18 protein-coding genes are annotated in these 25,591 nt (G+C 53.5%); 17 read left to right on the forward strand and 1 reads right to left on the reverse strand.

Annotated features, from left to right (window positions below; translation table 11 throughout):
• Positions 1–35: 35 nt before the first annotated feature.
• From RW023_RS03450 to RW023_RS03470, 5 genes are all read left to right on the forward strand, one after another.
• Complete coding sequence (locus tag RW023_RS03450) at positions 36–2,342, forward strand: bifunctional (p)ppGpp synthetase/guanosine-3',5'-bis(diphosphate) 3'-pyrophosphohydrolase (protein WP_315579908.1); 2,307 nt, start codon at positions 36–38, stop codon at positions 2,340–2,342.
• 165 nt (positions 2,343–2,507) lie between these two features.
• Complete coding sequence (locus RW023_RS03455) at positions 2,508–3,821, forward strand: DUF349 domain-containing protein (protein WP_315579909.1); 1,314 nt, start codon at positions 2,508–2,510, stop codon at positions 3,819–3,821.
• Between the two features lie 8 nt (positions 3,822–3,829).
• Complete coding sequence (locus RW023_RS03460; protein WP_315579951.1) at positions 3,830–4,561, forward strand: MBL fold metallo-hydrolase; 732 nt, start codon at positions 3,830–3,832, stop codon at positions 4,559–4,561.
• A 67-nt stretch (positions 4,562–4,628) separates the two neighbouring features.
• The gene (gene hisS / locus RW023_RS03465) at positions 4,629–5,984 is read left to right on the forward strand and encodes a histidine--tRNA ligase (RefSeq protein WP_315579910.1); all 1,356 of its coding nucleotides are present in this window, start codon (positions 4,629–4,631) and stop codon (positions 5,982–5,984) included.
• A gap of 191 nt (positions 5,985–6,175) precedes the next feature.
• On the forward strand, positions 6,176–8,164 hold the full coding sequence (locus RW023_RS03470; protein ID WP_315579911.1) for a DEAD/DEAH box helicase: 1,989 nt from the start codon (positions 6,176–6,178) through the stop codon (positions 8,162–8,164).
• Positions 8,165–8,176: 12 nt separating this feature from the next.
• Here RW023_RS03470 and RW023_RS03475 read toward each other — a convergent pair whose 3' ends face one another.
• Complete coding sequence (locus tag RW023_RS03475) at positions 8,177–9,559, reverse strand: MFS transporter (protein ID WP_315579912.1); 1,383 nt, start codon at positions 9,557–9,559, stop codon at positions 8,177–8,179.
• A gap of 157 nt (positions 9,560–9,716) precedes the next feature.
• Between RW023_RS03475 and aspS the strand changes: the two genes are divergently transcribed.
• The 12 genes from aspS to RW023_RS03535 all read left to right on the forward strand — a co-directional run bounded on the left by aspS (position 9,717) and on the right by RW023_RS03535 (position 25,578).
• Positions 9,717–11,525 (forward strand): aspartate--tRNA ligase, encoded by a 1,809-nt coding sequence (aspS, locus tag RW023_RS03480; protein WP_315579913.1) that lies wholly within the window; start codon positions 9,717–9,719, stop codon positions 11,523–11,525.
• Positions 11,526–11,681: 156 nt separating this feature from the next.
• Positions 11,682–14,057 (forward strand): TIM-barrel domain-containing protein, encoded by a 2,376-nt coding sequence (locus RW023_RS03485; RefSeq protein WP_315579914.1) that lies wholly within the window; start codon positions 11,682–11,684, stop codon positions 14,055–14,057.
• Between the two features lie 17 nt (positions 14,058–14,074).
• Positions 14,075–14,692, forward strand: a complete 618-nt coding sequence (locus RW023_RS03490) for an L-threonylcarbamoyladenylate synthase (protein WP_315579915.1) — start codon at positions 14,075–14,077, stop codon at positions 14,690–14,692.
• A gap of 97 nt (positions 14,693–14,789) precedes the next feature.
• Complete coding sequence (locus RW023_RS03495; RefSeq protein WP_315579916.1) at positions 14,790–16,208, forward strand: L,D-transpeptidase/peptidoglycan binding protein; 1,419 nt, start codon at positions 14,790–14,792, stop codon at positions 16,206–16,208.
• 12 nt (positions 16,209–16,220) lie between these two features.
• Positions 16,221–17,597: a replication-associated recombination protein A gene (locus RW023_RS03500; protein WP_315579917.1), complete on the forward strand. Its 1,377-nt coding sequence runs from the start codon at positions 16,221–16,223 to the stop codon at positions 17,595–17,597.
• A gap of 120 nt (positions 17,598–17,717) precedes the next feature.
• Positions 17,718–18,341, forward strand: a complete 624-nt coding sequence (gene rpsD, locus RW023_RS03505; protein WP_009409474.1) for a 30S ribosomal protein S4 — start codon at positions 17,718–17,720, stop codon at positions 18,339–18,341.
• A gap of 105 nt (positions 18,342–18,446) precedes the next feature.
• On the forward strand, positions 18,447–21,155 hold the full coding sequence (alaS, locus tag RW023_RS03510; protein WP_315579918.1) for an alanine--tRNA ligase: 2,709 nt from the start codon (positions 18,447–18,449) through the stop codon (positions 21,153–21,155).
• Positions 21,155–21,625 carry a Holliday junction resolvase RuvX gene (ruvX, locus tag RW023_RS03515; protein WP_315579919.1) on the forward strand — a complete coding sequence of 157 codons (471 nt, stop codon included), beginning with the start codon at positions 21,155–21,157 and terminating at the stop codon, positions 21,623–21,625. Before alaS ends, ruvX begins: the two co-directional genes overlap by 1 nt.
• On the forward strand, positions 21,625–23,034 hold the full coding sequence (mltG, locus tag RW023_RS03520) for an endolytic transglycosylase MltG (RefSeq protein ID WP_315579920.1): 1,410 nt from the start codon (positions 21,625–21,627) through the stop codon (positions 23,032–23,034). Before ruvX ends, mltG begins: the two co-directional genes overlap by 1 nt.
• Positions 23,034–23,882 (forward strand): shikimate dehydrogenase, encoded by an 849-nt coding sequence (locus RW023_RS03525; RefSeq protein ID WP_315579921.1) that lies wholly within the window; start codon positions 23,034–23,036, stop codon positions 23,880–23,882. Before mltG ends, RW023_RS03525 begins: the two co-directional genes overlap by 1 nt.
• A 44-nt stretch (positions 23,883–23,926) precedes the next feature.
• Complete coding sequence (locus tag RW023_RS03530) at positions 23,927–24,631, forward strand: prepilin peptidase (RefSeq protein ID WP_315579922.1); 705 nt, start codon at positions 23,927–23,929, stop codon at positions 24,629–24,631.
• A gap of 74 nt (positions 24,632–24,705) precedes the next feature.
• Complete coding sequence (locus RW023_RS03535; RefSeq protein WP_315579923.1) at positions 24,706–25,578, forward strand: indole-3-glycerol phosphate synthase TrpC; 873 nt, start codon at positions 24,706–24,708, stop codon at positions 25,576–25,578.
• The last annotated feature ends 13 nt before the right edge of the window (positions 25,579–25,591 follow it).

Raw genomic sequence — 25,591 nt, forward strand, 5'->3', positions numbered from 1 at the left:
CTTTCATTCCCGATGATCGCTTGTATCATTGAGGAATGAGTGAGCAAAATGACAACGTGACCCGGCCACCTGCGGCCGGGTCACGTGTGCGTTCAGGTCTGGTGTGGTTCGGTGCTCGTTCGAAGATCACGACGCCAGAGATTGAACCTTTGGTTCGCGCTCTTCGTGCCAACCATCCGAAAGCTGATGTTTCCCTGATTGAGCGCGCCTATGCGACTGCCGAGAAAGCACACCGCGGCCAGATGCGTAAGAGCGGCGAACCGTACATCACTCATCCCGTTGCAGTAGCGACAATCTTGGCTGAAGTTGGTATGACTTCACCTACGCTTGCTGCAGCTCTTCTTCACGATACGGTTGAAGATACCGACTACAGTCTTGACCAGCTCACAGCTGATTTCGGTCCAGCTATTGCTCAGCTGGTTGATGGGGTCACTAAACTCGATAAGATTCGTTACGGCGAACGTGCGCAGTCCGAAACTCTGCGCAAGATGATTGTCGCGATGAGCCGCGATATTCGAGTGCTCCTCATTAAGCTTGCCGATCGTCTTCACAACGCCCGTACCTGGCGTTTTGTCCCCGTCGAATCGGCGAAGAAGAAAGCGCGGGAAACTCTCGAAATCTACGCACCCTTAGCGCACCGCCTCGGGATGAATATGATCAAATGGGAATTGGAAGAGCGTTCTTTCAAAATCCTTTATCCCGAAATTTATGAAGAGATTGACCATCTGGTTGCGGAACGAGCACCTGAGCGCGATCTTTACTTACGCGAAGTTATTTCTCAGATCGAAGAAGATTTGCGACGCTCAGGTACACAGGGAACGGTGACCGGGCGCCCTAAGAATCACTATTCGATTTATCAGAAGATGATCGTCCGCAATAAGGCATTTGATGAGATCTTTGATCTTGTCGCAGTGCGCGTGTTGGTCGAAACCGTCCGTGACTGCTATGCGGTTCTAGGGGCGCTTCACGGAAGATGGAATCCAATTCCAGGGCGCTTTAAAGACTACATTGCGATGCCGAAGTTCAACTTCTATCAGTCGCTGCACACAACGGTGATCGGCCCGGGCGGTAAACCGGTTGAAATTCAGATTCGCACCTATGAGATGCACGAACATGCAGAACATGGCGTCGCGGCACACTGGAAATACAAGCAGAATCCGAATGCAAACTCTTTGGATTCTGACCGGATGAGCGCTGATGAACAGATGAACTGGTTGCGCGCACTGGTTGATATGGAACGTGAAACGGGGGATCCCGAAGAATTCCTTGATTCGCTTCGATATGAGATTTCTGGCGACGAAGTCTATGTCTTCACACCTAAGGGAGAAGTGGTCGTACTTCCTCGCGGGGCAACTCCCGTGGACTTTGCATACTCAGTGCACACAGAGGTTGGAAATCGGACTGTAGGCGCAAAGGTTAACGGCCGCCTCGTCCCGCTTAATACTCGACTTGAGTCCGGGCAAACCGTTGAAGTCGTCACTTCAAAGTCAGATAAAGCTGGTCCTTCGCGCGACTGGCTTGCTTTTGTTGCTTCGCCGCGTGCTCGGTCAAAGATCAAAGCATGGTTTTCGCGAGAACGAAAAGAAGAAGCAGTAGAGGCGGGTAAGGAAAGTATTGCGCGCGCAATGCGCAAACAAAACTTGCCTTTGCAGCGTCTGATGAACCACGATTCCGTTCTTTCAGTCGCGACATCACTGGGATATCCAGATATTTCTGGTCTCTATGCAGCCGTTGGCGATGGCCATATTTCTGCGCAGAATATTGTCTCGAAGCTTGTTGAAAATCTCGGTGGGGGAGATGGCACCGAAGAAACACTCTCCGAGGCAGTCACCCCGGGAGGACATCTCCATTCTGCCCCTGAGCTCAACGCGAAGGGACAAGGCGTGAGCGTTGATGGGATGAACGCTAATGAGGTGTGGGTGAAACTTGCACGGTGCTGCACACCAGTTCCCGGTGATGACATCGTCGGTTTTATTACCCGCGGTCAAGGCGTCTCTGTCCACCAGCGCTCGTGCCCCAATGCTGTACGTCTGGAAGGACTGCATCCGGAGCGTTTTGTCAGGGTTTCGTGGAGTAACGAGCATTCTCAAGCACAGTATCTCGTTCAAATTCAGACGAAAGCTCTGGACCGCCCCGGGTTGCTTGCAGATCTGACGAAAGTTATGACCGAATATCGAGTCAATATCGTCTCTGCGTCTACTGTTTCAACGCGAGACCAGGTCGCAACTGCGCGATTTAGCTTCCATTTGGCTGAAATGAGCCATTTGAATGCGGTTCTCGCTGCGCTCCGGCGTGTGGATGGGGTGTTCGAAGCGGTACGTGTTTCGACCTCCACGAGTTAGTTACCCTGTCTCATTTTGAGGCAACCTCGTGAGACGTCACCCTATTTTTTATGAGATTGGCGGTTTTTTCCTTTAGGATGGAGCATGTACCGCTGAAGGTATGCCTGTGTGGAAAATCCATGCATCGCGTCGGATGGGAAACTGTCCCAACCTCGAAGGAATATCGTGACTACTTCGCCTGAAACCCAGGCCGCTGAGCCTGAAGTCGCCGCTGCACGTACTGTCGAACCGGCCGGAACGACCGAGCTTTCGATCGACTTTGGTCGAATTGATTCCCAGGGAAATGTGTGGGTTCAAGACGGTGATACTGAGCGAATGATCGGATCCTTCCCCGAGGGCCTTCCATCGGATCCTTTCGCGCTTTACACGCGTCGCTACGCGGACCTCGAAGCGACGATTAAGCTCTTTGAAGACCGTTTGGCGAGCCTTGGGCCGAAGGAAATCGACCAGACTCTTGCCACACTCAAGGAAGCTGTTGAACTGCCCAATGCTATTGGTGATCTTCCGGCGCTGCGCACACGCGTCCAAGCTGTAGAGGAAAGGGCGCAAGCGCGTAAGGAAGAAGCGAAGGAAGAACGTCGCCTCGCAAAGGAACACGCTCTGGAAGAGCGCACTGCTCTTGTTGAGCGCGCGGAGGCAATTCTTGCTAAAGAGTCCAGCAAGATTCACTGGAAGCAATCGGGTCAGGTTCTGCGCGATCTGCTTGAAGAATGGAAGCAACTCCAGCGTCGTGGACCGCGCTTGGATAAGGCCGCAGAAGACGAACTGTGGAAGCGGTTCTCTGCGACCCGTACGCAATTTGATCGTCGTCGTCGGCAGTATTTCTCTGAGCTCGATGAGCGACAGGGACAGGCAAAGCGCGTCAAGGAAGAAATTATTGCTCGTGCAGAAGCCTTGAAGGACTCGACCAATTGGGGTGAAACGTCCAATGCCTTCCGCGAATTGATGGAGCAATGGAAGCGCGCACCGCGTGCTTCGCGTCGTGAAGATGATGCACTGTGGGCACGTTTCCGCGCCGCCCAGCAGGCATTCTTCGATGCGCGTCATCGCAACGATCTTGCTGTTGATTCTGAGTACCAAGCGAACCTGAGTGCGAAAGAAGAACTACTGAAGGAAGCTGAAGCGCTTCTGCCAATCAGTGACCACGAAGAGGCCAAGTCTGCTCTGAGGTCGATTCAAGACCGTTGGGCTGAAATTGGTCGTGTTCCTTCAGAGCACTTCCGTAAGATCGAAGCCCGGCTTCGTGCAGTTGAGGACGAGCTTCGTAAGGCTGAAGAAGCTGAATGGCGCCGTACGAATCCTGAGACTCGTGCTCGTGCCACGGGAATGCTTGGTCAGCTTGAAGAACAGCTCGATCAGTTGCGCGCTGACCTTGAAGAAGCGAAGACTTCGGGTGATGAGGTGAAGGTTCGCGAGCTGACGCAGGCACTGGAAACGAAGCAGGCTTGGTTCGATCAGATTTCCTCGTCTCTGTCGTGAACGAGAACATTCGAATCCACGTTATCCCGACTCCCTTCTATGGAGCGAATTGCTGTGTGATTACGCCTCAGTCTCAGGGAGACGGGCAAGTGGGAGCGCTTGTTGTCGATCCTTCTTTTGGCGTGCGTGAAGAAATTCGTCGGGCACTTGAGGAAGACGGAGCATACGTCGGCGCGGTTTTAGTGACACATGGTCATGCTGACCATGTGTGGGACTGTGCTGAGGTTGCATCGTGGGCCCCGGAGGGGCCCGCTCCTGTGTGGATCCCCGGACCGGACGCATACCGCCTCGATGATCCTGCATCCTACGTTTCGCTCCCGCTTCCGGAAGAAGTGAGTGAAGGATGGCGCAAGCCTTCAGTGATCAAGGAATGCCCGGTCGACTCCTTTGAGTATGTTCCTGGCCTTGTTCTCCGCATGGTCCCAGCTCCCGGGCATACTGAAGGTTCGGCGCTTTTCTTGGGAGCCTCGGCACTTACTGTCTATTGGAATGGCGTACGCGCTCTAGACACGGGGGTTGTTGTTCCATGGGCGCTCAGTGGCGACGTTATTTTTGCTGGTTCGGTGGGACGAACTGATATGCCTGGCGGTGACGAGACCCAGATGCGGCATACTTTGCGAACCCTTGCAAATGTGATTGATCCGCAGACGATTCTTTTCCCGGGGCACTCTGTAGCGACGACGATGGGTGATGAATTGGCGAATAATGCCTATCTACGTCGCGCGAAGAGCATCGGTTAATTTCTCTCTCTTGTCGTACCCGGGGCTCGGGCCGACAGCTGAGCTCCTCCGTGAAAGAATAGGGATTATGGCACGTACTTCACTTTCAGGATTTCCCGAGTGGCTCCCACAGGGCCGCATCGTTGAACAAGCGATTCTTGATCACATCCGTTCTGTATTTGAGCTCCATGGATTTGCGGGTATCGAAACTCGAGCGGTTGAAACACTTGAACAGCTTCAATCCAAGGGCGAAACCTCGAAAGAGATCTATGTTCTTGATCGCTTACAGGCGCTGAAAGATGAGGGACAGCGCTCTTCCAAAGAACGCCAGATGGGCCTTCACTTTGATTTAACCGTGCCCTTCGCAAGATACGTCATTGAGAACGCAAACGAGCTGGATTTCCCCTTCAAGCGTTACCAGATTCAGAAGGTATGGCGCGGAGAACGCCCGCAGGACGGACGTTTCCGTGAGTTTACTCAGGCTGATATCGATGTCGTTGGTTTGGGGGAGTTGCCCTTCCACTACGAAGTCGACCTTCCTCTTGTCATGGCCGAGGCCTTGATGTCTTTACCGATCCCGCCTATTCATGTTCTCGTGAATAACCGCAAGGTTGTTCAGGGAGTTTGTGAAGGCATTGGTGTGAGTGATGTTGAATCGGCACTTCGGGGATTGGACAAGCTCGACAAGATCGGTCCAGAGGGTGTGAGGGAAGAACTGACCGAGGCAGGGTTGAGCCCCAAGCAGATTGACGTTCTTCTACGCATGGCGAAGATTCGTACTGAAGATGCTTCACATCTTCAGAAGGAAGTAGCTGCTTTAGGCGTTTCCAGTGAAACTCTTGATCAAGGGCTCACTGAGCTTTGTGCTCTTGTTGACGAGGCAAATGCTGCAATGCCGGGAGTTATCATCGCTGATCTCAAGATTGCTCGTGGCCTCGACTATTACACCGGTTCGGTTTACGAAAGCGAAATTGTGGGTCATGAAGATCTTGGCTCTATTTGCTCCGGTGGGCGCTATGACTCACTTGCCAAGGACGGGAAGCGGACCTACCCGGGAGTAGGACTCTCAATTGGCGTTTCTCGTCTCGTCTCGCGAATTCTTTCGCAGGATATGGTTTCCGCTTCGCGGAAAGTACCGACCTGCGTCGTTATTGCCGTTGCTGATGAGTCAGAGCGTAGGCACTGCAATGCCTTGGCAACTATCTTGCGTAGGCGTGGTATCCCTACCGATGTGGCACCTAGCGCCGCAAAATTCGGCAAGCAAATTAAGTTCGCTGATAAGCGAGGGATCCCCTTCGTATGGTTCCCCGGTTCGGATGGAAGCGCTGATACTGTGAAGGATATTCGCTCAGGCGAACAGGTAGAGGCTGACATCTACAGTTGGCAACCTCCTGAAGACGATCTGCGTCCTGCGATCCGTCCTACGGACGAAATGGATTCCTAAGTCGTTTTAGTGCCTTCGGTGTGCGATCTCACCGAAGGCACTACTGTTTCCGGGGCATTGACCTGATAGCCTTGCTAGGCAACGAGGCGCTACCCAATGGTGGTCGAGCATAGCCTCGGCGGTGAAAACGGTGTGGGGTCGCGCTTCATCCGTGAAGTCGACCCTGAGCGACGCTAATTGTAAGGAAAACTGTGTCCACTGCACCCGAAAACACTACCGAGACTACTTTCGCAGATCTTGGACTGCCCGATGATCTTCTCAAAGCCATCACCAACATGGGCTATGAGGTTCCAACCCCTATCCAGGCTGAGGCAATCCCAGCGCTTCTTGACTTCCATGATGTCGTTGGAATTGCTCAGACGGGAACTGGAAAGACCGCAGCCTTTGGCCTGCCGCTCTTAGCTTTAATTGATTCAGATCAACGCCATGTGCAGGCACTTGTTCTTGCGCCTACGCGCGAATTGGCAATGCAGTCCGCTCAGGCGATTTCTGATTTCGCCGCTCAGAGCCGCGATATCGATGTCGTACCCGTCTATGGGGGCTCCGCCTACGGCCCTCAGATCGGTGCGCTTAAGCGCGGTGCGCAGGTCGTTGTCGGCACTCCCGGCCGCGTGATCGACCTTATTGAGAAAGGCGCGTTGGATCTCAGCAACGTCGTCATGTTGGTGCTTGATGAAGCAGATGAAATGCTCCGCATGGGCTTTGCAGAGGACGTTGAAACTATTACCGCCTCAGTTCCATCCGATCGCCTCACAGCGCTTTTTTCTGCAACAATGCCAGCCGCAATTGAAAAGATTGCGCAAACGCATTTGAAGGATCCTCTGAAGATTGCTGTTTCTGAAGAGTCTTCAACTGTTGATACGATTCACCAAACCTATGCTGTTGTTCCTTACAAGCACAAGATTGGCGCGCTTTCGCGTGTTCTTGCTACTCGTGCTCAACACCAGAGCGCGCAAGAATCTGATGCTGCAATTGTCTTCGTCCGCACGCGTATGGATGTTGAGGAAATTGCTCTTGAACTGAACTCACGAGGGTTTAAGGCCGCAGGTATTTCGGGAGATGTCGCTCAGACCGAACGCGAACGTATGGTGGAACGTCTAAAGAACGGCTCCCTCGATGTTCTGGTTGCAACCGATGTTGCTGCTCGAGGCCTCGACGTTGAACGAATTGGTCTGGTCGTTAACTTTGACGTTCCCCGTGAAGCAGAAGCTTATGTACACCGAATTGGACGTACTGGGCGCGCCGGGCGTGAGGGGCGTTCGTTGACCTTCTTCACGCCTCGGGAACATGGTCGGCTTCGCAAGATCGAGAAGCTTACCGGTACCCCCATGGAAGAGGTTGAGATTCCTTCACCCGCTGCTGTCTCACAGTTCAGAGCCAGCAGAATCTTGGATGGAATTGGCGCGCGTGTTGAACGCGGACGACTTGATCTTTACCGGCAGCTTCTTGATGAGGTTCATGACACGACCTCATTGGATATTGAGGATATTGCGGCCGCACTTCTTGCCCAGGCAGTGGGGGATGAAGGACCCGCTGCACGCATTGCTGAGGACCGTCGCGGTAATGGAAAGATCCGCCGCGAGGAAGAACTTGACGAATCGGGCGAATTTTCACGCGCTCACTTTGAGGGTGGCCGCGACAATGATCGCCCACTCAAGGCACGTAAACAGGGGGCTTCGCCTCGGCACACGGTTGGGACTGGCACTCGATACCGCATCGAAGTGGGGAAGAAGGACCGCGTCAAGCCCGGTGCGATTGTCGGAGCCATCACCGGTGAAGGTGGTATTGCCGGTGCAGATATCGGTCATATTGATATCTACCCAACCTTCTCTCTAGTTGAAATCCATACAGACCTTCGTCCGGATGCCATGGCTCGGATTGCAAAGGCGCATGTTTCAGGACGTGCACTGAGAATCCGTGTTGATGAAGGACCCGACGGGAAGGCTCATTCCCCGAGGAAGGCTGCGCTTTCACGAAAAGATTCCCGAGACTTAGCGAAGTCTCGCACGGAGCACGGACGTGGGCACCGTTTAGGCCATGGAGATGATCATCGTCGCGATGATAGGCGAGGCAGTCGCGAGTTCGGCGAAAAGTCCTCCTTTAGGAGTGGGAGAGCTACCCAACCTCAGCGGAAATCGGCCTCGAAAAAGCTGGGGAAGGGGCGCCGCTTCGGACGGTGAGCGCCAACTAGATCACTGAGCAGACGCACGGGGGAGAAGATCTTCCTCGCGCGTTCTCATTGCCGCGAATACGCTGACAACAGCAATTCCGAGCGCGATAAACGTTGCGGGGAGATAAGCAATGGGGCCGGTGAATCCGATAGCGCTCCACAGAGCCAGCGCAAGAGAAACGAAAGCAAGCTCGACCGCTGCGCCAGCTGAATCGGCAACCTGAAGCCACGAGGATGCTCGTCCGTGCATTGAAGGATCGGTTGAGCCAAGCGTGAGATCTGAAATCGTAGAATGCGTAAGGCCAACTCCGATACCGGACAAAAGCCAGGCAATGAAGACAGGCCATTTCGGCAGGGAAGGGTTGAGGAGCATCGACAGGGGAGCAAGACCGATCACGATCATGCAAGAACCAATTTTGGGAAGCAGGATGCGCACGCGTCGATCCTTAAACTGCGACTGAATAAAAGCGCCGCTCGCCCATGAAAGCGTAGCGATAGTGACGGCAAGTGAAGCCGTATTCGCACTCCAGCCGTGGATGCGCTGGAGTAGAAGAGGCATAACGACTTCCGCACCGGTTACTGCTCCCATCATCAGCAGACGCGTCATGACAAGAGCAGGGATTCCGCGCTTAAGTCTGAAGGTTCCCTTTGGAAGCAGTCGAGGCAGGGTAAGGATTGAGAGCACGAAGCCGAGGGCTCCAACCGCTGACATTGCCCACACCGAGTGAAAAGTTCCCGAGATCTGCAAAAGGAAGATACCCAAACCTGAGCCCAATGCCAAGCGAAGGAAACGTGCAGAGGGCAGACGCCCATGAGGCGTACTGACCAGTCCCTTGAGAACCGAGTGCAGGGGGATGGCTCCCAAAATTGCGAGGAAGGGTGCGACTCCAAAAACAATTCGCCATCCCCAGTAGGTTGCGATGAATCCGGCAAGAGCGGGACCGACGAGGGCTGGGAAAACCCACGATAGTGAGAATGCTGCAAAGTAACGCGGACGGTGCAGGGGAGTGGCTATTGCTCCGACGAGGACGTAGAGGGGGACGATGATAAAACCGCCTCCGAGGCCCTGGACGAGACGGCCAAGAACGAAGACCGCGATATGCGGGGCAAAGGCACTAATGAGTAATCCAACGCAGAAAAATATGAGCCCCCATGCAAATACTTTTTTGACGCCGATCGCATCGCTGAGTCCACCGGCAAGAACGTTGGCAATGAGGTTCGTAATGAGCGCGGTTCCCGAGGCAACTGCAAACCAAGAGTCTGCATGGAAAGACGCAACTACGTTCGGCATGATCGTCGTTGTTGCAAGCGATTCAAAAGCGGAAAGCGTGATCAAAATGACTGCGGAGAGCATGAGCCCTTTTTCGGCACTCGACCACGCCTGAGAATCGGAGCGTGAACCCATAGCAATACACGTTACACACTTTCAACGGGCACTTCTACAATACTTGCCTGATCAACTACGTGAGGACGCAAGTATTTTCCCGGCTCGTCGCAGTGAAAGGAGTATGATGTCCGTGCCGCCGCTCGTCTCGCGGATGGTACCAACGAAAGGAAAAACAGTGCTTCGCACTCACAATATTGGAACGCTTGGCCTCGACCTTGTCGGCCAAACCGTCACCCTGACCGGATGGGTCGATCGACGCCGCGACCACGGCGGTGTTGCATTCATTGATCTCCGTGATGCTTCGGGAATTGCGCAGGTGGTCGTTCGCGATGAACGCGTTGCCCACGAATTGCGCAGCGAGTTCGTTTTGAAAGTGACCGGAGAGGTCTGCGCTCGCCCCGAAGGTAATGAAAACCCGAATCTTGCTACGGGTGCCATTGAAGTGATGGGCGATGACATTGAGATTCTCAATACCTCGGCACCTCTTCCTTTCCAGGTTTCTTCCAACGCTGAAGATTCAGGCAATGTTGGTGAAGAAACGCGTTTGAAGTATCGCTACCTTGATCTGCGTCGTGAACCCGAGCAATATGCTCTGCGCCTGCGTTCAAAGGTTTCGCGCGCTGCTCGCGATACTCTCTACGCTCACGATTTCGTCGAAATTGAAACGCCGACGCTGACACGCTCCACCCCTGAAGGCGCGCGTGACTTCATTGTTCCCGCTCGTCTGTCACCCGGCTCTTGGTATGCGCTACCGCAGTCCCCGCAGCTTTTCAAGCAGATGCTGATGGTTGCCGGAATGGAACGTTACTTCCAGATTGCGCGTTGCTACCGTGATGAAGACTTCCGTGCGGATCGTCAGCCGGAGTTCACCCAGCTCGATATCGAGATGAGCTTCGTTGATCAGGATGACGTGATCGCCGTTGCAGAAGAGATCTTGAAGAATGTCTGGGCCCTCATTGGTTACGACCTCCAAACCCCGATTCCTCGCATGACGTACAAGGACGCAATGGAGAAATACGGCTCTGATAAGCCTGATCTTCGTTTCGGATATCAGCTTGTTGATCTGACCGAGTACTTCAAGGACACGACTTTCCGAGTCTTCCAGGCACCCTACGTCGGTGCTGTCGTAATGCCCGGCGGCGGCTCTCAGCCTCGCCGAACCTTCGACAAGTGGCAGGAATGGGCCAAGGCGCGCGGTGCCAAGGGCTTGGCTTACGTCACGATCGACGACGAAGGAAACCTGGGCGGTCCGGTTGCGAAGAACATTACCGAAGCTGAGCGCGCTGGCCTCGCCGAGGCCACTGGTGCCAAGCCCGGTGACTGCATTTTCTTCGCGGCTGGCAAGCCCACCCCCTCGCGCGAGCTGCTCGGCGCTGCCCGCCTCGAGATCGGTAAGCGCTGCAACCTGATCGATCCTGATGCGTGGGCGTTCACTTGGGTTGTTGATGCGCCTCTCTTCAAGCCGACCGGAGATGCCGAGGCCGAGGGTGACGTTGCGCTTGGACACAGCGCGTGGACGGCAGTCCATCACGCCTTCACTTCGCCGAAGCCCGAATGGCTCGACACCTTTGACCAAGATCCTGGAAACGCACTGGCTTACGCTTACGACATTGTTTGTAACGGCAACGAGATCGGTGGCGGCTCGATCCGTATTCACCGTCGCGATATTCAAAACCGCGTCTTTAAGGTCATGGGTATTGGTGAGGAAGAAGCGCAAACCCAGTTCGGATTCCTTCTTGATGCATTTAAGTTTGGAGCTCCTCCGCACGGCGGTATCGCCTTTGGGTGGGACCGAATTGTTTCGTTGCTGACCAAGTCTGAATCAATTCGCGACGTCATTGCCTTCCCCAAGTCGGGTGGCGGCTACGATCCGCTGACCGATGCTCCTGCGCCCATTACTCCTGCACAGCGCAAGGAAGCTGGCGTTGATGCGAAGCCGAAGAAACGAGGCGAGGAAGAGTCTGAAAATAGCTCTGAAAAGTAAACGTCTTTTCGGCTAATTTTTGGCAAGTTTCCGGGGTGGTTGATGCGCATCAACCACCCCGGACTGTATTGCTCAGTGAATAGGCGGATCGGGGAGTGAGAGGCTAATCTTGATAGTCAACAGGGTTCAATGCCGATTCCTCAGGAGTGATACGTGATGGCGCTTCTTCCACCCCATTTGCTACCTTCACCTATTCAGGCGCCTCCCGCCGAACAAGTGATTGAAGGCCCACAGTGGAGGATCGAAATTCTCTCCGACACTGTGATCCGTCTTGAATGGGATCCGAGTGCTGAATTCCTTGATGGACCGACTCAAATGATGGCGTGGCGCAAGTGGCTATCTGTGAATGATCTACGTATCGATCATGACGAATTCGGTGGCGTAGTTATTGAGACTGCACACATGTCCTTCCACTATGACGGCAAGGAACCCAGCTCCAATGGATTGTGGGCTCAAGTAAGGGAAGAAGATAGCTGGGGCGGAACCTGGCGCTGGGGGACTGACGCAGAATTTCCCTGGATTCAAGGGCGAAACCTGCGTGGGACAACCAGAACACTGGACACGGTCGATGGACGCTGTGAACTGGATAAAGGTGTCGTTGATGGCCGCGGCATCACCTCGTTAATTGATGGCACCTGTCCGGTCTCTACTGATGGAGTCTTTCTTGCGGCGCGCCCGGAGCACCTGGACATTTACGTTTTTGCCTGCGGTCCCGATTTTCCCGAGGCCGTGCGTTCCTTCTACCGTTTAAGCGGTCCTCAAGGGATTCTGCCCCGTTATGCCCTAGGAAATTGGTGGAGTAGGTATCACCGCTACTCAGATGAGGAATATTTGGAAGTGATGAGTGAATTTGCTCGTCATGATGTTCCGCTTGCAGTCGCTGTCATCGATATGGATTGGCATATCACCAACCCTCCCTCGGGAGCTGGTTCAGGGTGGACAGGGTACACCTGGGATCCTGAGCTTTTCCCAGATCCACAAAAATTCCTTGGTGCTTTGCATGAACGCGGTCTTCACACCTCGCTCAATCTTCACCCAGCTGATGGCATTCGTTATTTTGAAGAGGGATACGAGCGCTTAGCTCAAAGAATGGGTGTAGATCCGGAAAGCAAAAAGACAATCCTCTTTGAACCAGCGAATCCCAATTTTATGTTGGCGTATTTTGAAGAAATTCTGCACCCACTTGAAGATCAAGGGGTCGATTTTTGGTGGGTTGACTGGCAACAAGGGGAGCATTCAAGCATTCCTGGGCTTGACCCATTGTGGGTTCTCAACCACTATCACTACCTTGATAATGCTCACCGACATGGTCGAGGGCTTACGCTTTCTCGCTATTGTGGACCAGGGTCTCAGCGCTTTCCACTGGGTTTTTCGGGAGATACCTACATCACCTGGGAATCGTTGAAGTTCCAGCCTGAATTTACCGCTACCGCCTCAAATATCGGCTATGGCTGGTGGAGCCATGATATCGGTGGGCACATGCTTGGCGTACGTGATCCAGAGTTGGAGACTCGTTGGATCCAAAGTGGTGTATTTAGCCCAATCATGCGCCTGCATTCATCGAATAATCCATTCACGCGAAAGGAACCATGGGTATTCGAAGAACCCCATTGCGCGATCCAAGAGGAATACCTACGTTTGAGACACCGACTTGTTGGGTATCTCCACTCCGAACAGTTCCACGGCCGCGATGAGCTTCTCCCACTCGTTCGTCCGATGTATTGGGAGCATGACGGCCACGCTCAAGCTTGGGAGGTCCCCAATTGCTTCCGCTTTGGACGCGAGCTTATCGCTGCTCCAGTCACTGAACAGCTCTCTGAAGTCTCGTGTCGGGGTCGCTCAGAAGCGTGGCTACCAGAGGGCATGTGGATTGACCTCATGACGAATATTGCCTATCAGGGCAATCGAAAGCTTTCACTGTGGTCAGAGCTTTCACGGAGCCCGCTCTTTGCGCAAAGTGGATCGATCATTCCACTTTGTGGAAGCGCGGCTGCTCCCGATGCTGAAGGCACACTGGGAATGCTTGGACGCCAGACTAATGTTGGTACCGGTAATCCTGAGGAAATTGAGCTACTGCTCGTTTGTGGAGCGGATGCAAGTTATGAGCTGATTGAAGATCAAGATAGCGATACTTCTCTTGTTCGTACGCTCTTTGAATGGGACGATGCCCACCATAGACTCACCATTCATGGTGCCGACGGAGATCTGGACTCGATCCCGGTGCGACGGAAGATCCTTGTTCGTACCTATGGGCATGGAATTGATACCCAATTGACTGACCTCGGTTTTATTGACACGCGCACGGGTGCCAGTTTTAACCTCGAACCAAAGTTGATGAGTGAAGAGGTTAAACGCTCAGAGCAGATTCGTCGGATTTTGACTCATGCTCGTTGTGAGGTTGAGACGCTCACACGTCTCGACGCTACGTGGCATGAAGGTCGTGGTGCCTTCTTTGCTGCCTTAAGTGCTTCAGGTGTTGCCCCAGATTTGCGTGAAGCGCTTTTCCAGATCGCAATTGCATCAGATCTCTAAAGTATTAGGAGCAGATCATGTCCTATGTCGAGCTTCATCCAGTGAATCCGCAGACGCGACTTCTTGATCGCGTTGTTGGCGTCCTTCGAGAAGGCGGCTTGATCGCGCTGCCGACAGATTCTGGCTACGCGCTTGCCTGTCTTATGGGCAACAAATCGGGAATTGATAGAATTCGACAGATCCGCAGACTCGATGACAAACACAATTACTCGTTGCTATGTGATGCTTTCTCGCGTCTGGGTGATTTAGTGATTATGGACAATTCACAATTCCGGGCAATGAAAGCAACAACTCCCGGTCCGTATACATTCATTCTTCCCGGGACAAAAGAAGTTCCCAGAATGACACTGAATAAGAAGAAACACACCATCGGGGTGCGGATCCCTGACCACCGTGTTGTTCAGTCTCTTCTTGCTGCACTGGGGCAGCCCCTAGTTGCCTCATCTCTCATCCTTCCCGGAGAAGATCAGGTGATGAGCGATGGCTTCGAGGTCGATGACAAAATCGGTTCACTTGTCGATTTGGTTGTTGTGGCTCCAGTAGGAGGAGATGAAGCAACATCGGTTATCGACTATACGGATGGCGTGGGACGAGTCGCTCGACGCGGCGCAGGGGATACAAGTCTGTGGGAGTAGCCTTCAAGGCTGCGTAAGCAGCATCACGCTTTTATCGCTTCTCTTATCCCTTTTGTTACCGTGTTTTCGCTCGAAGAACCGCTAGCATGAAAGGGCTATGAAGAAGCTATCCCTCAAAGTGTGGACACTCCTTGGTCTATGCGGTCTGTTGTTCGCCGGTTTGGTGTTCTCAGGCTGGTTTTATTCCGCGCATGCTCTTCCACGAACCTCAATTGCAGGTCAGTCATTCTCATCGTCCTCGCGAGCTCAGGTCAGCGAGGCTCTGAAACATCGCGTCGAGTCGGCCCGCGTTACTTTACAGTTGGGCGATACGACACAGCAGGCTACCTTGGAGGACCTCGGGATCACTGTTGATATCCCCGCGACAGTCGATGCTGCTTTCTCAGAGAATTCAGGTTTGTTCTCCCGTTTCCTCGGGATCTTCCGTTCTCGGTCGATCATCCCTGTCGTTCAACTTGATAACTCCCAGCTCTCTCAATTCGGAGCCTCTTTAGCTCAGCGCGTGGGAACCCCTGTGAGTGATGCAGCTCTGTCGCCTAAGGAAGATGGATCGGGTTTCACTGTGGTTCCCTCTCATGAGGGTATTGCGCTGAATACAGCTGAGCTTGCGAAAGTCCAACAGGATGTCGCTCAAGATTTGGGCTCTTCTCCGAGAACTATCAACGTTGAGGTTCAAGAACCGAAGATTAATACTCAGAGAGCCGAAGAAGCACTTACTCAAGCGCAATCACTGATTGCTCCTAGCGTCACGATCACTGATGGTATTGATGATTTCACTGCGTCCATGGCCGACAAAATGAAATGGGTGAAGGTGAGTGCAGAGGGTGATCGAGCTGCTGTGCTTGATTCGGATGCACTATCAGCTTGGGTGAATGATCTTGCAAAATCGACGAACGTTGAATCCGAAAAAGGAATTCAGGGCGTTAATAGTCGTGGTGACGTTGTTGGTGTGCTCAAGGCGGGGACGGTTGGTTATCGCGCAAACAATACGCAGTCTGTAGTTTCTGGAATTGCGGATGCCCTCAATAATGGGAAATCCTATTCGGGCGATTTTGATTACGACAAGATTCAGCCTGAATATGATCGCCAAGATATCCCCGATGGCTACGGTGATGATGTTTATCAGGCCTCGGCCGGTGAAAAATGGATCGATATCGACTTGTCGAAGAACACGGTTTCTGCCTATGAAGGTCGGACGATAGTTCACGGTCCAACCCCGATGGTACCGGGTGCGCCCAATACTCCAACCGTAACCGGCAAGTTCCATGTCTATTTGCAATACGCCTCTCAGACAATGGAAGGTGAAAATGCAGATGGTACGAATTACCGGACAGAAGGCGTCCCGTGGGTCACCTACTTCTACGCGGGGTATGCGCTCCACGGCGCTCCGTGGCGTTCCTCTTTCGGATGGTCCGGTTACGGTGGCTCTCACGGCTGTGTGAATATGCCGGTTGACAGTGCGCACTGGATTTATGACTGGGCGGATAACGGGACGGTTGTTATCAGCCACTACTAAAGGTGAGTGAAGATGGATCTCTTTGATACGCAGGGGATCGAAGATTTCGGGACTCCGGTAGTTGATGACCATGCGCCACTCGCGGTTCGAATGCGTCCGCAAAACGCTGATGAGATTGTTGGCCAGCAACACCTTCTCAAGCCTGGATCGCCTCTGCGCAGACTTCTCGCTCCATCTACCGATTCCCCTGCGGGTTTAAGCTCAGTGATTTTATGGGGGCCTCCGGGAACCGGAAAGACTACTCTTGCCTACCTGATCGCACGTGCTTCTGGCCGCAGATTTAGCGAGGTTTCTGCAGTTACATCCGGGGTAAAAGACCTTCGTGATGTGATCGCGCAAGCGCGGCGAGGCCTGACAACAACAGGAGAGGAAACGATCCTTTTTGTTGATGAGGTTCACCGTTTTTCAAAATCGCAGCAGGATGCTCTTCTTCCAGCTGTCGAAAATCGTTGGGTAACCCTAGTAGCTGCAACTACAGAGAACCCATCCTTTTCGGTCATTTCTCCGCTCCTTTCTCGTTCCTTACTTCTTACTCTTCACGCGTTGAGCAGTGAAGATCTTTCCCTTCTTCTTGATCGTGCCTTGACAAGTAAGTCGGGATTGAAGTCTCTTTTTTCCCTGTCTGCAGATGCCCGCTCAGCTTTGTTGCGTTTGGCAGGCGCAGATGCTCGTAAGGCCCTGACTCTTCTCGAGGCTGCAGCGGCCTCGTGCCTGGAGCGCGGGGGAGAAGGCCAGCTAGCGGAAGAGGGGAGTAAGCCTCGGGAAATCGACATAGCTGACGTTGAGAATGCTGCGAATCAGGCTTTAGTGCGTTGGGATCAAGATCAGCACTACGACGTGACAAGCGCCTTCATTAAATCGATGCGCGGATCTGATGTTGATGCGGCTATCCACTATCTTGCGCGCATGCTTGAAGCAGGGGAAGACCCGCGTTTCATCGCGCGACGCATTATGATCTGCGCCGCGGAAGATGTCGGAATGGCCGCACCCGAGGTCCTCACCACGACTGTTTCCGCAGCGCAAGCGGTTGCAATGGTCGGAATGCCAGAGGCTCGAATTATTCTCAGTGAGGCTGTGATTGCGGTGGCAGTTGCACCAAAGTCTAATCGCGCTTACCTCGCTATTGACGAAGCTTTGGGGGATATTCGCCAGGGAAAAGGTGGGCCAGTTCCTACGCACCTCCGGGATGCTCATTACAGTGGCGCTCAAGCTCTTGGGCACGGCGTGGACTACATTTATGCGCACGATGCACCTCATCATGTCGCGGCGCAGCACTATCTTCCTGAAGATCTTCGCGGAAGGTCCTACTACCGTCCAACGATGAATGGCAATGAGGCTATGCTCACGAAACGCTTAGCTGCGCTTCGCGAATTGCTTAAAGTACGTTAAACTGATCCGGTTGTCCGAATGGGCAACGTATACCTGGGGTCTTAGCCGACGGCGATATGCCTGGAGTTGACCCCGCATTCGTTTTGCGAATGCGACATAAGAGACAGGAAAGGTCATTTAATGGCTCACAATCGTTCACGCAAGCAGGTGCGCGAGTCCCGCGCGCTGGGCTTTGCTCTCACCCCGAAGGCTGTTCGTTACTTCGAAAAGCGTCCGTATGGTCCCGGCGAACACGGTCGTACCCGTCGCCGCCAGGAATCTGACTACGCTGTTCGTCTGAAGGAAAAGCAGCGTCTGCGTGCTCAGTACGGCATTCGTGAGGCTCAGATGCGTCACGTCTTCGAAGAAGCACGTCGTACTGCTGGCCTGACCGGTGAGAACTTGGTCGAGCTCCTTGAAATGCGTCTTGACGCTCTGGTGCTGCGTGCAGGTTTTGCTCGCACCATCCAGCAGGCGCGTCAGTTCGTCGTTCACCGTCACATCATGGTTGACGGCAAGATCGTCGATCGTCCCTCCTTCCGCGTGAAGCCGGGACAGACCCTGCAGGTCAAGCCGAAGTCTCAGACCAGCGTCCCCTTCGAGATTGCAGCTGAAGGCATCAACCAGGAAGCTCTTCCCGCAACTCCCGATTACTTGGACGTTGACATTGCTCGCCTGAAGGCAACGCTGGTGCGTCGCCCGAAGCGCGCTGAAGTTCCCGTCACCTGCGACGTGCAGATGGTCGTCGAACACTACTCGCGCTGAGTGTGTCTTCTAAGACCCCGAGGGTTTCCCTCGGGGTCTTGTTCTTTTTGTTGAGTCGTCTTATCAATACACGATTCTTATTGATGTCCACTACTATGGGGTACTATGCGCACTTCTGAAATTCGTCAACGTTGGCTTGACTACTTTGCATCACAAGGACACGAGATTCGTCCATCTGTTTCTTTGGTGTCTCCTGAGCCTTCTATTTTGTTCACCATCGCTGGTATGGTGCCCTTCATTCCTTACATCACCGGTGTTGAACCGGCACCTTGGCCTAGGGTTGCATCCGTTCAGAAGTGCATTCGTACGAACGATATCGACAACGTCGGTCGCACGACCCGTCACGGTACCTTCTTCCAGATGAATGGCAATTTCTCCTTCGGTGATTACTTCAAAGAAGGCGCTATTCACTTCGCGTGGGATCTGCTCACTGGTTCGCAATCGGAGGGCAAGTATGGCCTTGATGGTGATCGCATGTGGGTCACCATTTGGGAGAAGGACGATGAGGCATTTGATGTTCTGACTAAGCAGGTCGGAATGGACCCTCGCCACATTGTGCGTCTGCCCCGAGAAGAGAACTTCTGGGACACCGGTCAGCCCGGTCCCGCAGGTCCCTGCTGCGAGTGGCACTACGATCGTGGTCCTGATTATGGTCCCGAGGCCGTGGGGGGCAATGTTGACCCGGGCGGCGACCGCTATCTTGAGCTGTGGAATCTGGTTTTTGACCAGTACATGCGCGGCGAGGGAAGTGGAAAGGACTACCCGCTACTGGGTGAGCTTGACCAGAAAGCGATCGATACCGGTGCAGGTTTGGAACGTTTGGCCTTCGTCATGCAAGACAAGCCGAATATGTATGAGATCGATGAGGTTTATCCCGTTATCGCTGCCGCTGAGGAGATGAGCGGTAAGCGCTATGGTCTTGGTGCGGCCGGTCCCGAGGCCGGTGCCGCCTTCGACGATGACGTTCGTCTGCGTGTGGTTGCTGATCACGTACGCTCTTCGATGATGCTGATTGGTGATGGAGTCAGGCCTGGAAATGACGGCCGCGGCTATGTGCTTCGCCGCCTTATTCGACGCGCAGTTCGTTCGATGCGTTTGCTAGGTGTTGATACGGCTACGATGCCGACCCTGCTGACTGCTTCGAAGGAAGCGATGAAGGCTTCCTACCCTGAACTCGAAGAGAATTGGGGAACAATTTCTGAAGTGGCATACGCGGAAGAAGATGCCTTCCGTCGTACTCTTACTGCGGGTACCACCATTCTTGATGCCGCAGTTGAGAAGGCAAAGTCCGCTCCGGGTGCTCCAATGATTTCTGGTGAAGCGGCATTCTCGCTTCACGATACTTATGGCTTCCCGATTGACCTGACTCTGGAGATGGCGTCGGAACAGGGCGTCCACGTGGACGAGGCTGCTTTCCGTGCGCTTATGGAAGAACAGAAGGAACGCGCACGTGCGGATGCGCGTGCGAAGAAGACTGGCCACACTGACGTTCGTATTTTCCACGATATCGAAAAGGAACTCGGCGGCGGTTCAACTTTTGTTGGCTACACAGAGAGCGCTTCGGACGCCCAAGTTGCCGGTTTGCTGGTTGATGGCGTTCCAACCCCTGCGGTCAGTGCGCCCGCTGAAGTAGAAATCATTCTGGACCGAACCCCCTTCTATGCGGAAATGGGTGGTCAGCTCGCTGATCACGGAACCATCCGACTTGCTGATGGCGGCGTTATCGAGGTACACGACGTGCAGGCTCCTGTTCGCGGTCTTTCCGTGCATCGCGGCACCCTGACTGAGGGGACTGCGACGCTGGGGGAGAAGGCTTTTGCGCAGATTGACACTGAGCGTCGACTCGCTATCGCCCGTGCTCACACTGCAACTCACATGGTCTATGCGGGATTGCGACGCATTGTTAACAAAGATGCGGAACAAGCAGGTAGTGAGAACTCGCCTTCACGTTTGCGCTTTGATTTCACGAACTCAAGTTCGCTTGGCGAAGGACAGCTGAACGAAATTGAAAGCCTTGTCAATGAAAAGCTTGCACAAAACCTTCCCGTGAACACTGAGATTATGTCTCTTGATGAGGCCAAGCGCTCGGGTGCGATCGCGCTCTTCGGTGAGAAGTACGGTTCTGAGGTCCGAGTGGTGACTATCGGTGACAACTTCGATCGTGAGCTTTGCGGTGGTACTCATGTTCCATCCACTGGTCATCTTGGACGCATTACCATCTTGGGTGAAGGATCCATTGGTTCAGGTGTGCGTCGTATCGATGCGCTTGTCGGTGATGCGGCATATTCCTTCCAAGCGAAGGAACACGCGTTAGTTTCGCAACTGACCTCCATGCTGGGTGGTCGCCCAGATGAACTCGCGACGCGACTTGAGTCCGTCATGACTCGTCTTCGTGACACCGAGAAGGAACTTCAGAAGATTCGAGAGCAGCAGGCTCTAGCCGAAGCCGCTCTTCTTGCGCAGAATGCTCGTAAAATCGGTAAATTTATTTCGGTTGTTGCGCCCGTTGGTGCTCTTGGTACGGCAGATGAGCTCCGTGCAATGGCAACTGATGTGCGCGAACGTTTGGGGAATGATAGCCCAGTTTTGGTTGCTCTTGCGGCAATTATTAACGGAAAGCCCATGGTCACTGTTGCAACCAACGATCTAGCGCGCCAGCACAGTGCGCGCGCGGGACAGTTTGTTCGTCGCGCCGCACAGATTCTCGGCGGCGGCGGCGGCGGTCGTGATGACCTTGCTCAGGGCGGTGGCTCGAACTCCGCTGCAATTGACGACGCATTGGCGGATGTGAACGAGCAGATTAAAGAGCTGTGATGCGTCCGGGAGTTCGTCTGGCTGTCGATGTTGGGACCGTTAGGGTCGGCCTTGCCCGAAGTGACGCGGGGGGCATCTTGGCCCTTCCTCTCGAAACGCTGACACGCCAAGACGATGCTTCGGAAATTAACGAGATCGTTCGCTATGCACATGAGTTTGATGTCATTGAAATAATCGTTGGCTTACCGAGGCATATGCGCGGTGGCGAAGGAATTTCGGCAAAGGGCGCACGTCGCTACGCGCGAAAGCTTAAGATGGTTTTACCTGAGTGTCGTGTGAGCTTAGTCGACGAACGCCTAAGCTCACACGAAGGGCATGAGCGTCTTCTCCAAGCCGGAGTTGAACGGCGTGAACATCGTCAGATGATTGATCAGGTGGCTGCGTCTATTATTCTGGAAACAGCTTTGGAAATGGAAAGAATGAGCGGACGAGCTCCTGGAAAGGAACTTGTCCTTGAGGAAGGACAGTAATGAGCGACAATACGCCCGGATATCCTTTCCCCAAGCGAGCGAGCATTCACCAACGCCGCGCGCAAGAATCTGTACCTCCAGAACCGCAGGTGCATCGTGAGGAATCCCAGCCTAGTGACAGCCTTGAGGCATCTCGTACCTCCGCACGCTCACGTGTGAACGACACTGATTTTGATCAGATTGTTCGCCCGGGTAGCGACGAGACTCTTGCTCCAGAGACGGCAGTGCCCACAGGTCTTCCAACGCGTCGTACTCGACGTGTAGTACATGAAGAGACGGTGTCCGAGACGACTGGAATGCGGAGCCGACGCCTTGCGCAAGAACGACGTGCGGTTCGCAAACGTAGGCGCCGTCGTTCAATTCGTACATTCATTGTTCTTCTTCTGACTCTCACGCTCTGTGCCGGCGGAATTTATCTTGCTTACACACAGCTTCGAGGTTCCTCCTCGTCAGTTGCGGCGGCTGATGATTTCCCGGGCCCAGGAAATGGCCAAGTTGTCGTCACAATTTATGATGGTGAATCGGGCCAGCAGATTGGACAACGACTTGTCGATGCCGGTGTCGTCAAGTCGCTATCAGCTTTTATTCGTGCGTTTGAGGCTAATAAGGCTGCTGTAGGCATTCGTCCAGGTAGCTACACCTTGAAAAAAGAGATGAGCGCATCTGGCGCAATCGCCGCGCTCCTTGATGACGCAAATCGCATGGATAATACGGTGACTGTTACCCCTGGGCAAACGAAGGATCAGGTCGCCGAACAGATTGCTCTAGTGACAGAAATTCCACTTGACCAGGTCAAAGCTGCGATGGCGGATGCAACGACTATTGGCTTGCCCGCTGAAGCAAATGGGAATGTAGAAGGATGGCTGGCTCCGGGTTCCTATGAACTTGCAGAGGGAGAGACTGCCGAGTCATTAATTACTCAAATGGTTGCCGCCACCAAGAAGCAACTTGATGATTTCGGTGTGTCTGCGGCAGATCGGCAGAAGGTCCTCACAATAGCATCAATACTTGAGCGTGAGGTTCGAAATCCTGAATACTTACCGATGGTGTCGCGAGTTATTGCCAACCGTCTTGCCGATACGAATGGCGAGACCCGTGGGCTGTTACAAATGGATTCGACTGTTCTTTATGGAGTTGGGAAAACCGGTGGTATTCCTACTGCCGAGGACCTTGCCGCTGACAATCCATACAATACATATCGAAATCCTGGGCTTCCGCCATCGCCGATTTCTCAGCCGTCTAGCGAGGCCATTTATGCGGCAATTCACCCCGCCGAGGGGAATTGGCTGTACTTTGTGACTGTTGATCTGGACTCTGGTGAAACTCTCTTTGCTGCGACCCATGATGAGCAAACACAGAATACGAAGCGTCTTGAGGAATATTGTTCAACCCATCAGGGGAAGTGCTGATGCCTTGGGCGTGCGTCATTGGATCACCCATTGAGCATTCGTTGTCTCCGCTGATCCATCGCTGTTTGTGGGATTGCGCAGGACTGAATGGGTGGACCTATCTGAAGCATGAAGTCACCGAAGACTCCCTGCCTCAGTGGATCTCTTCCATTGACGATGAATGCGTCGGTGTTTCTATTACGATGCCCTGCAAGAAGGCGGTAATCCCGCTCCTTGATGTCGTCGATCCGCAAGCTGAAGCATTGAATTCGGTCAATACTCTCATTCCTACTGGAAGCTTAAAGACCGGCTTCAATACTGATGTTTACGGAATGAGTCAGGCGATTGAGCTTAGTAGAAGTCGTGCTGACCTAGACAGTTGCGGAAGAGCGGTCATCATTGGTTCGGGAGCGACGGCAGCATCAGCACTTGCCGCTGTTGTTTCATTGGGTTTTACAGAGGTGCATGTTGTAGCTCGCGCCTTCCATAACGGGAAAGTCCCTGTTGACTTTCACCGCGTTGCCCTCAATCTGGGCGTTAGCTACCGTGGTCATGATTTGATGCGGCGCGACGAGCTCTCAAGTTGTTGTTCAAGCGCGGATCTCGTCGTCTCGACTCTACCTTCTGGGGCTCTTGATGCACATGTATCGCAACTTGCATCAATGCCAGAAAAGTCAAGTTTCCTTGATGTCAGCTATGCGCCGCGAGTGACTCCTGCTATCGCTATGTGTCAAGATCGTTCAATCCCCGTTGCCTTTGGGGTAGACATGCTTGTGTATCAAGCCATCATGCAATTTAAGCTGATGACAGGCTTAGAAGCCGACGATCATGCGGTATCTGCCGTCTTTGACTTGCTTGGGAAGAACTGAGTATGGGTACGCTCCCGATACTTTTTCCTATTTTTTCAAGGACTGTGGACACGTCCTTAGGGGCGGCAGAGTGGAACCTATTTCTTTCTGTCATTGTTTGGATTACGTATGCGGTGTGGCTCAGTCTGTCTGGATGGGCGATCCAACGCCGGTACTTTGTTGAGGCATCACTTACTCCGCTGAAACGAAATGGTGTTGTGTGGGCAGCTGTACTCGTGGGAGCAGTCGTGCTTGTGGTAGCTCAGGCGCGACCCGCGTCACCCGCTGTAGTGTCACTGACAATGATGGGCACCCTGCTTGGCTATATTGATGCGCGCACGCATAGACTTCCCACTCCGTACGTTCTTGCGCTTGCCTGTGGTGTATTGAGCGGCATCGGAGTGACTATCTACTTTCACCCGCAGCCTTATCTACTTGTTGCGCAGGTAGTTTTTGGGACGTTAATTTGGACTTTGCCTTTATGGCTGGGCACGCTTCCTAAAGCTGGTTTTGGTAAGGGAGATCTTAGGCTTGCGCCGATCCTAGGTTCACTGCTCGGGCTTCTCGGTTGGCATGCTGCACTCTTTGGACTCTTGGTCTCGATTGTCTCAGCCGCCTGCGCAGCGCTGTGGAAAATCGTCAGCGGCCAGGCAGGCACACGTTCTCGGATTGCTTTTGGCCCCTGGATGATCGGTTCGACTCTTTTGAGCTTCCTTCTGTGGCGTGATGTTTCCACTGATCTGTCATTGTTGCTTCATCTCGCCATTTAGCTCAATGCGTGTGATTACCTCTTTTCTTCAATGAGGACTAGCATCAGATCGAGAGTTCACACAAGGAGGTGGCGGTGCTCAAACTTGATGAGTTGATCGCAAACACACAGCGTCAGCGTGCCATTCGCGAAGAACACCTCAGCTTGGATGACTTAAAACGGGAATGTGAGAATGTTCCTGATCCTCTTCGGCATCCTGAGGAGTTCCTCCGTTCTGATGGTGCAACGGCAGTGATTGCCGAGATTAAACGTGCATCACCATGGGGGGTGTATTCCACGATTGACGATCCTGCACCGCTCGCACAGGCGTTTGAGCGCGGGGGAGCGGCTATGCTTTCCGTCGTCACTGAATCTTCTTACTTTCACGGGCAGTATTCCGACCTCGCTCGGGTAAAGGCAGCGACAAGCTCTCCAATCCTCTGTAAGGACATCATCTTGTCGGCATATCAGCTATTTGAAGCGCGCCGTAATGGAGCTGACGTCGTGCTTCTGATTGCGCAGCTTCTTTCGGAAGCGGCGCTCAATGGTCTTCTTGAACGCGCTCAGTCTCTTGGCATGGGCGTCCTCGTCGAGACACACTCGCGTCTTGATGCCTTGAGGGCACTTGAAGCAGGAGCGCTGATGATTGGTGTTAACGCACGGGACCTTGCGACTGGATGCGTTGATCGTCACGTGATCGATGAAGTTATTGATGTGGTTCCACCAGGAGTGTTGGCTATTGCGGAATCTGGTGTCCGTGGCCCGAGAGATGTATTTGAATACGCGAGAGCGGGAGCGGATGCAGTTCTTGTCGGTGAAGCTCTTATGCGCAGTGATAATCCCGAAGAGCTGGTTGCTGAAATGGTGAGCGCTGGGCATCATCCATCGCTACTTGCTGATCGGCGGATGCGTATTCGCGAGGCACATCGTGGTAGCGATGGAAGCTGGAGTGATACTCGACGTGGTTAATCTACTAAGGTAG

Origin of the sequence: uncultured Actinomyces sp. (genome assembly GCF_963542285.1) — a bacterium.
GTDB lineage: Bacteria > Actinomycetota > Actinomycetes > Actinomycetales > Actinomycetaceae > Pauljensenia.

Bases quoted from the DNA above. Each gene is read 5' to 3' on its own strand.
- RW023_RS03450 (WP_315579908.1), top strand. From the start codon at position 36: ATGAGTGAGCAAAATGACAACGTGACCCGGCCACCTGCGGCCGGGTCA.
- hisS (WP_315579910.1), top strand. From the start codon at position 4,629: ATGGCACGTACTTCACTTTCAGGATTTCCCGAGTGGCTCCCACAGGGC.
- RW023_RS03475 (WP_315579912.1), bottom strand. From the start codon at position 9,559: ATGGGTTCACGCTCCGATTCTCAGGCGTGGTCGAGTGCCGAAAAAGGG.
- RW023_RS03485 (WP_315579914.1), top strand. From the start codon at position 11,682: ATGGCGCTTCTTCCACCCCATTTGCTACCTTCACCTATTCAGGCGCCT.
- RW023_RS03490 (WP_315579915.1), top strand. From the start codon at position 14,075: ATGTCCTATGTCGAGCTTCATCCAGTGAATCCGCAGACGCGACTTCTT.
- RW023_RS03495 (WP_315579916.1), top strand. From the start codon at position 14,790: ATGAAGAAGCTATCCCTCAAAGTGTGGACACTCCTTGGTCTATGCGGT.
- RW023_RS03500 (WP_315579917.1), top strand. From the start codon at position 16,221: ATGGATCTCTTTGATACGCAGGGGATCGAAGATTTCGGGACTCCGGTA.
- rpsD (WP_009409474.1), top strand. From the start codon at position 17,718: ATGGCTCACAATCGTTCACGCAAGCAGGTGCGCGAGTCCCGCGCGCTG.
- alaS (WP_315579918.1), top strand. From the start codon at position 18,447: ATGCGCACTTCTGAAATTCGTCAACGTTGGCTTGACTACTTTGCATCA.
- ruvX (WP_315579919.1), top strand. From the start codon at position 21,155: ATGCGTCCGGGAGTTCGTCTGGCTGTCGATGTTGGGACCGTTAGGGTC.
- mltG (WP_315579920.1), top strand. From the start codon at position 21,625: ATGAGCGACAATACGCCCGGATATCCTTTCCCCAAGCGAGCGAGCATT.
- RW023_RS03525 (WP_315579921.1), top strand. From the start codon at position 23,034: ATGCCTTGGGCGTGCGTCATTGGATCACCCATTGAGCATTCGTTGTCT.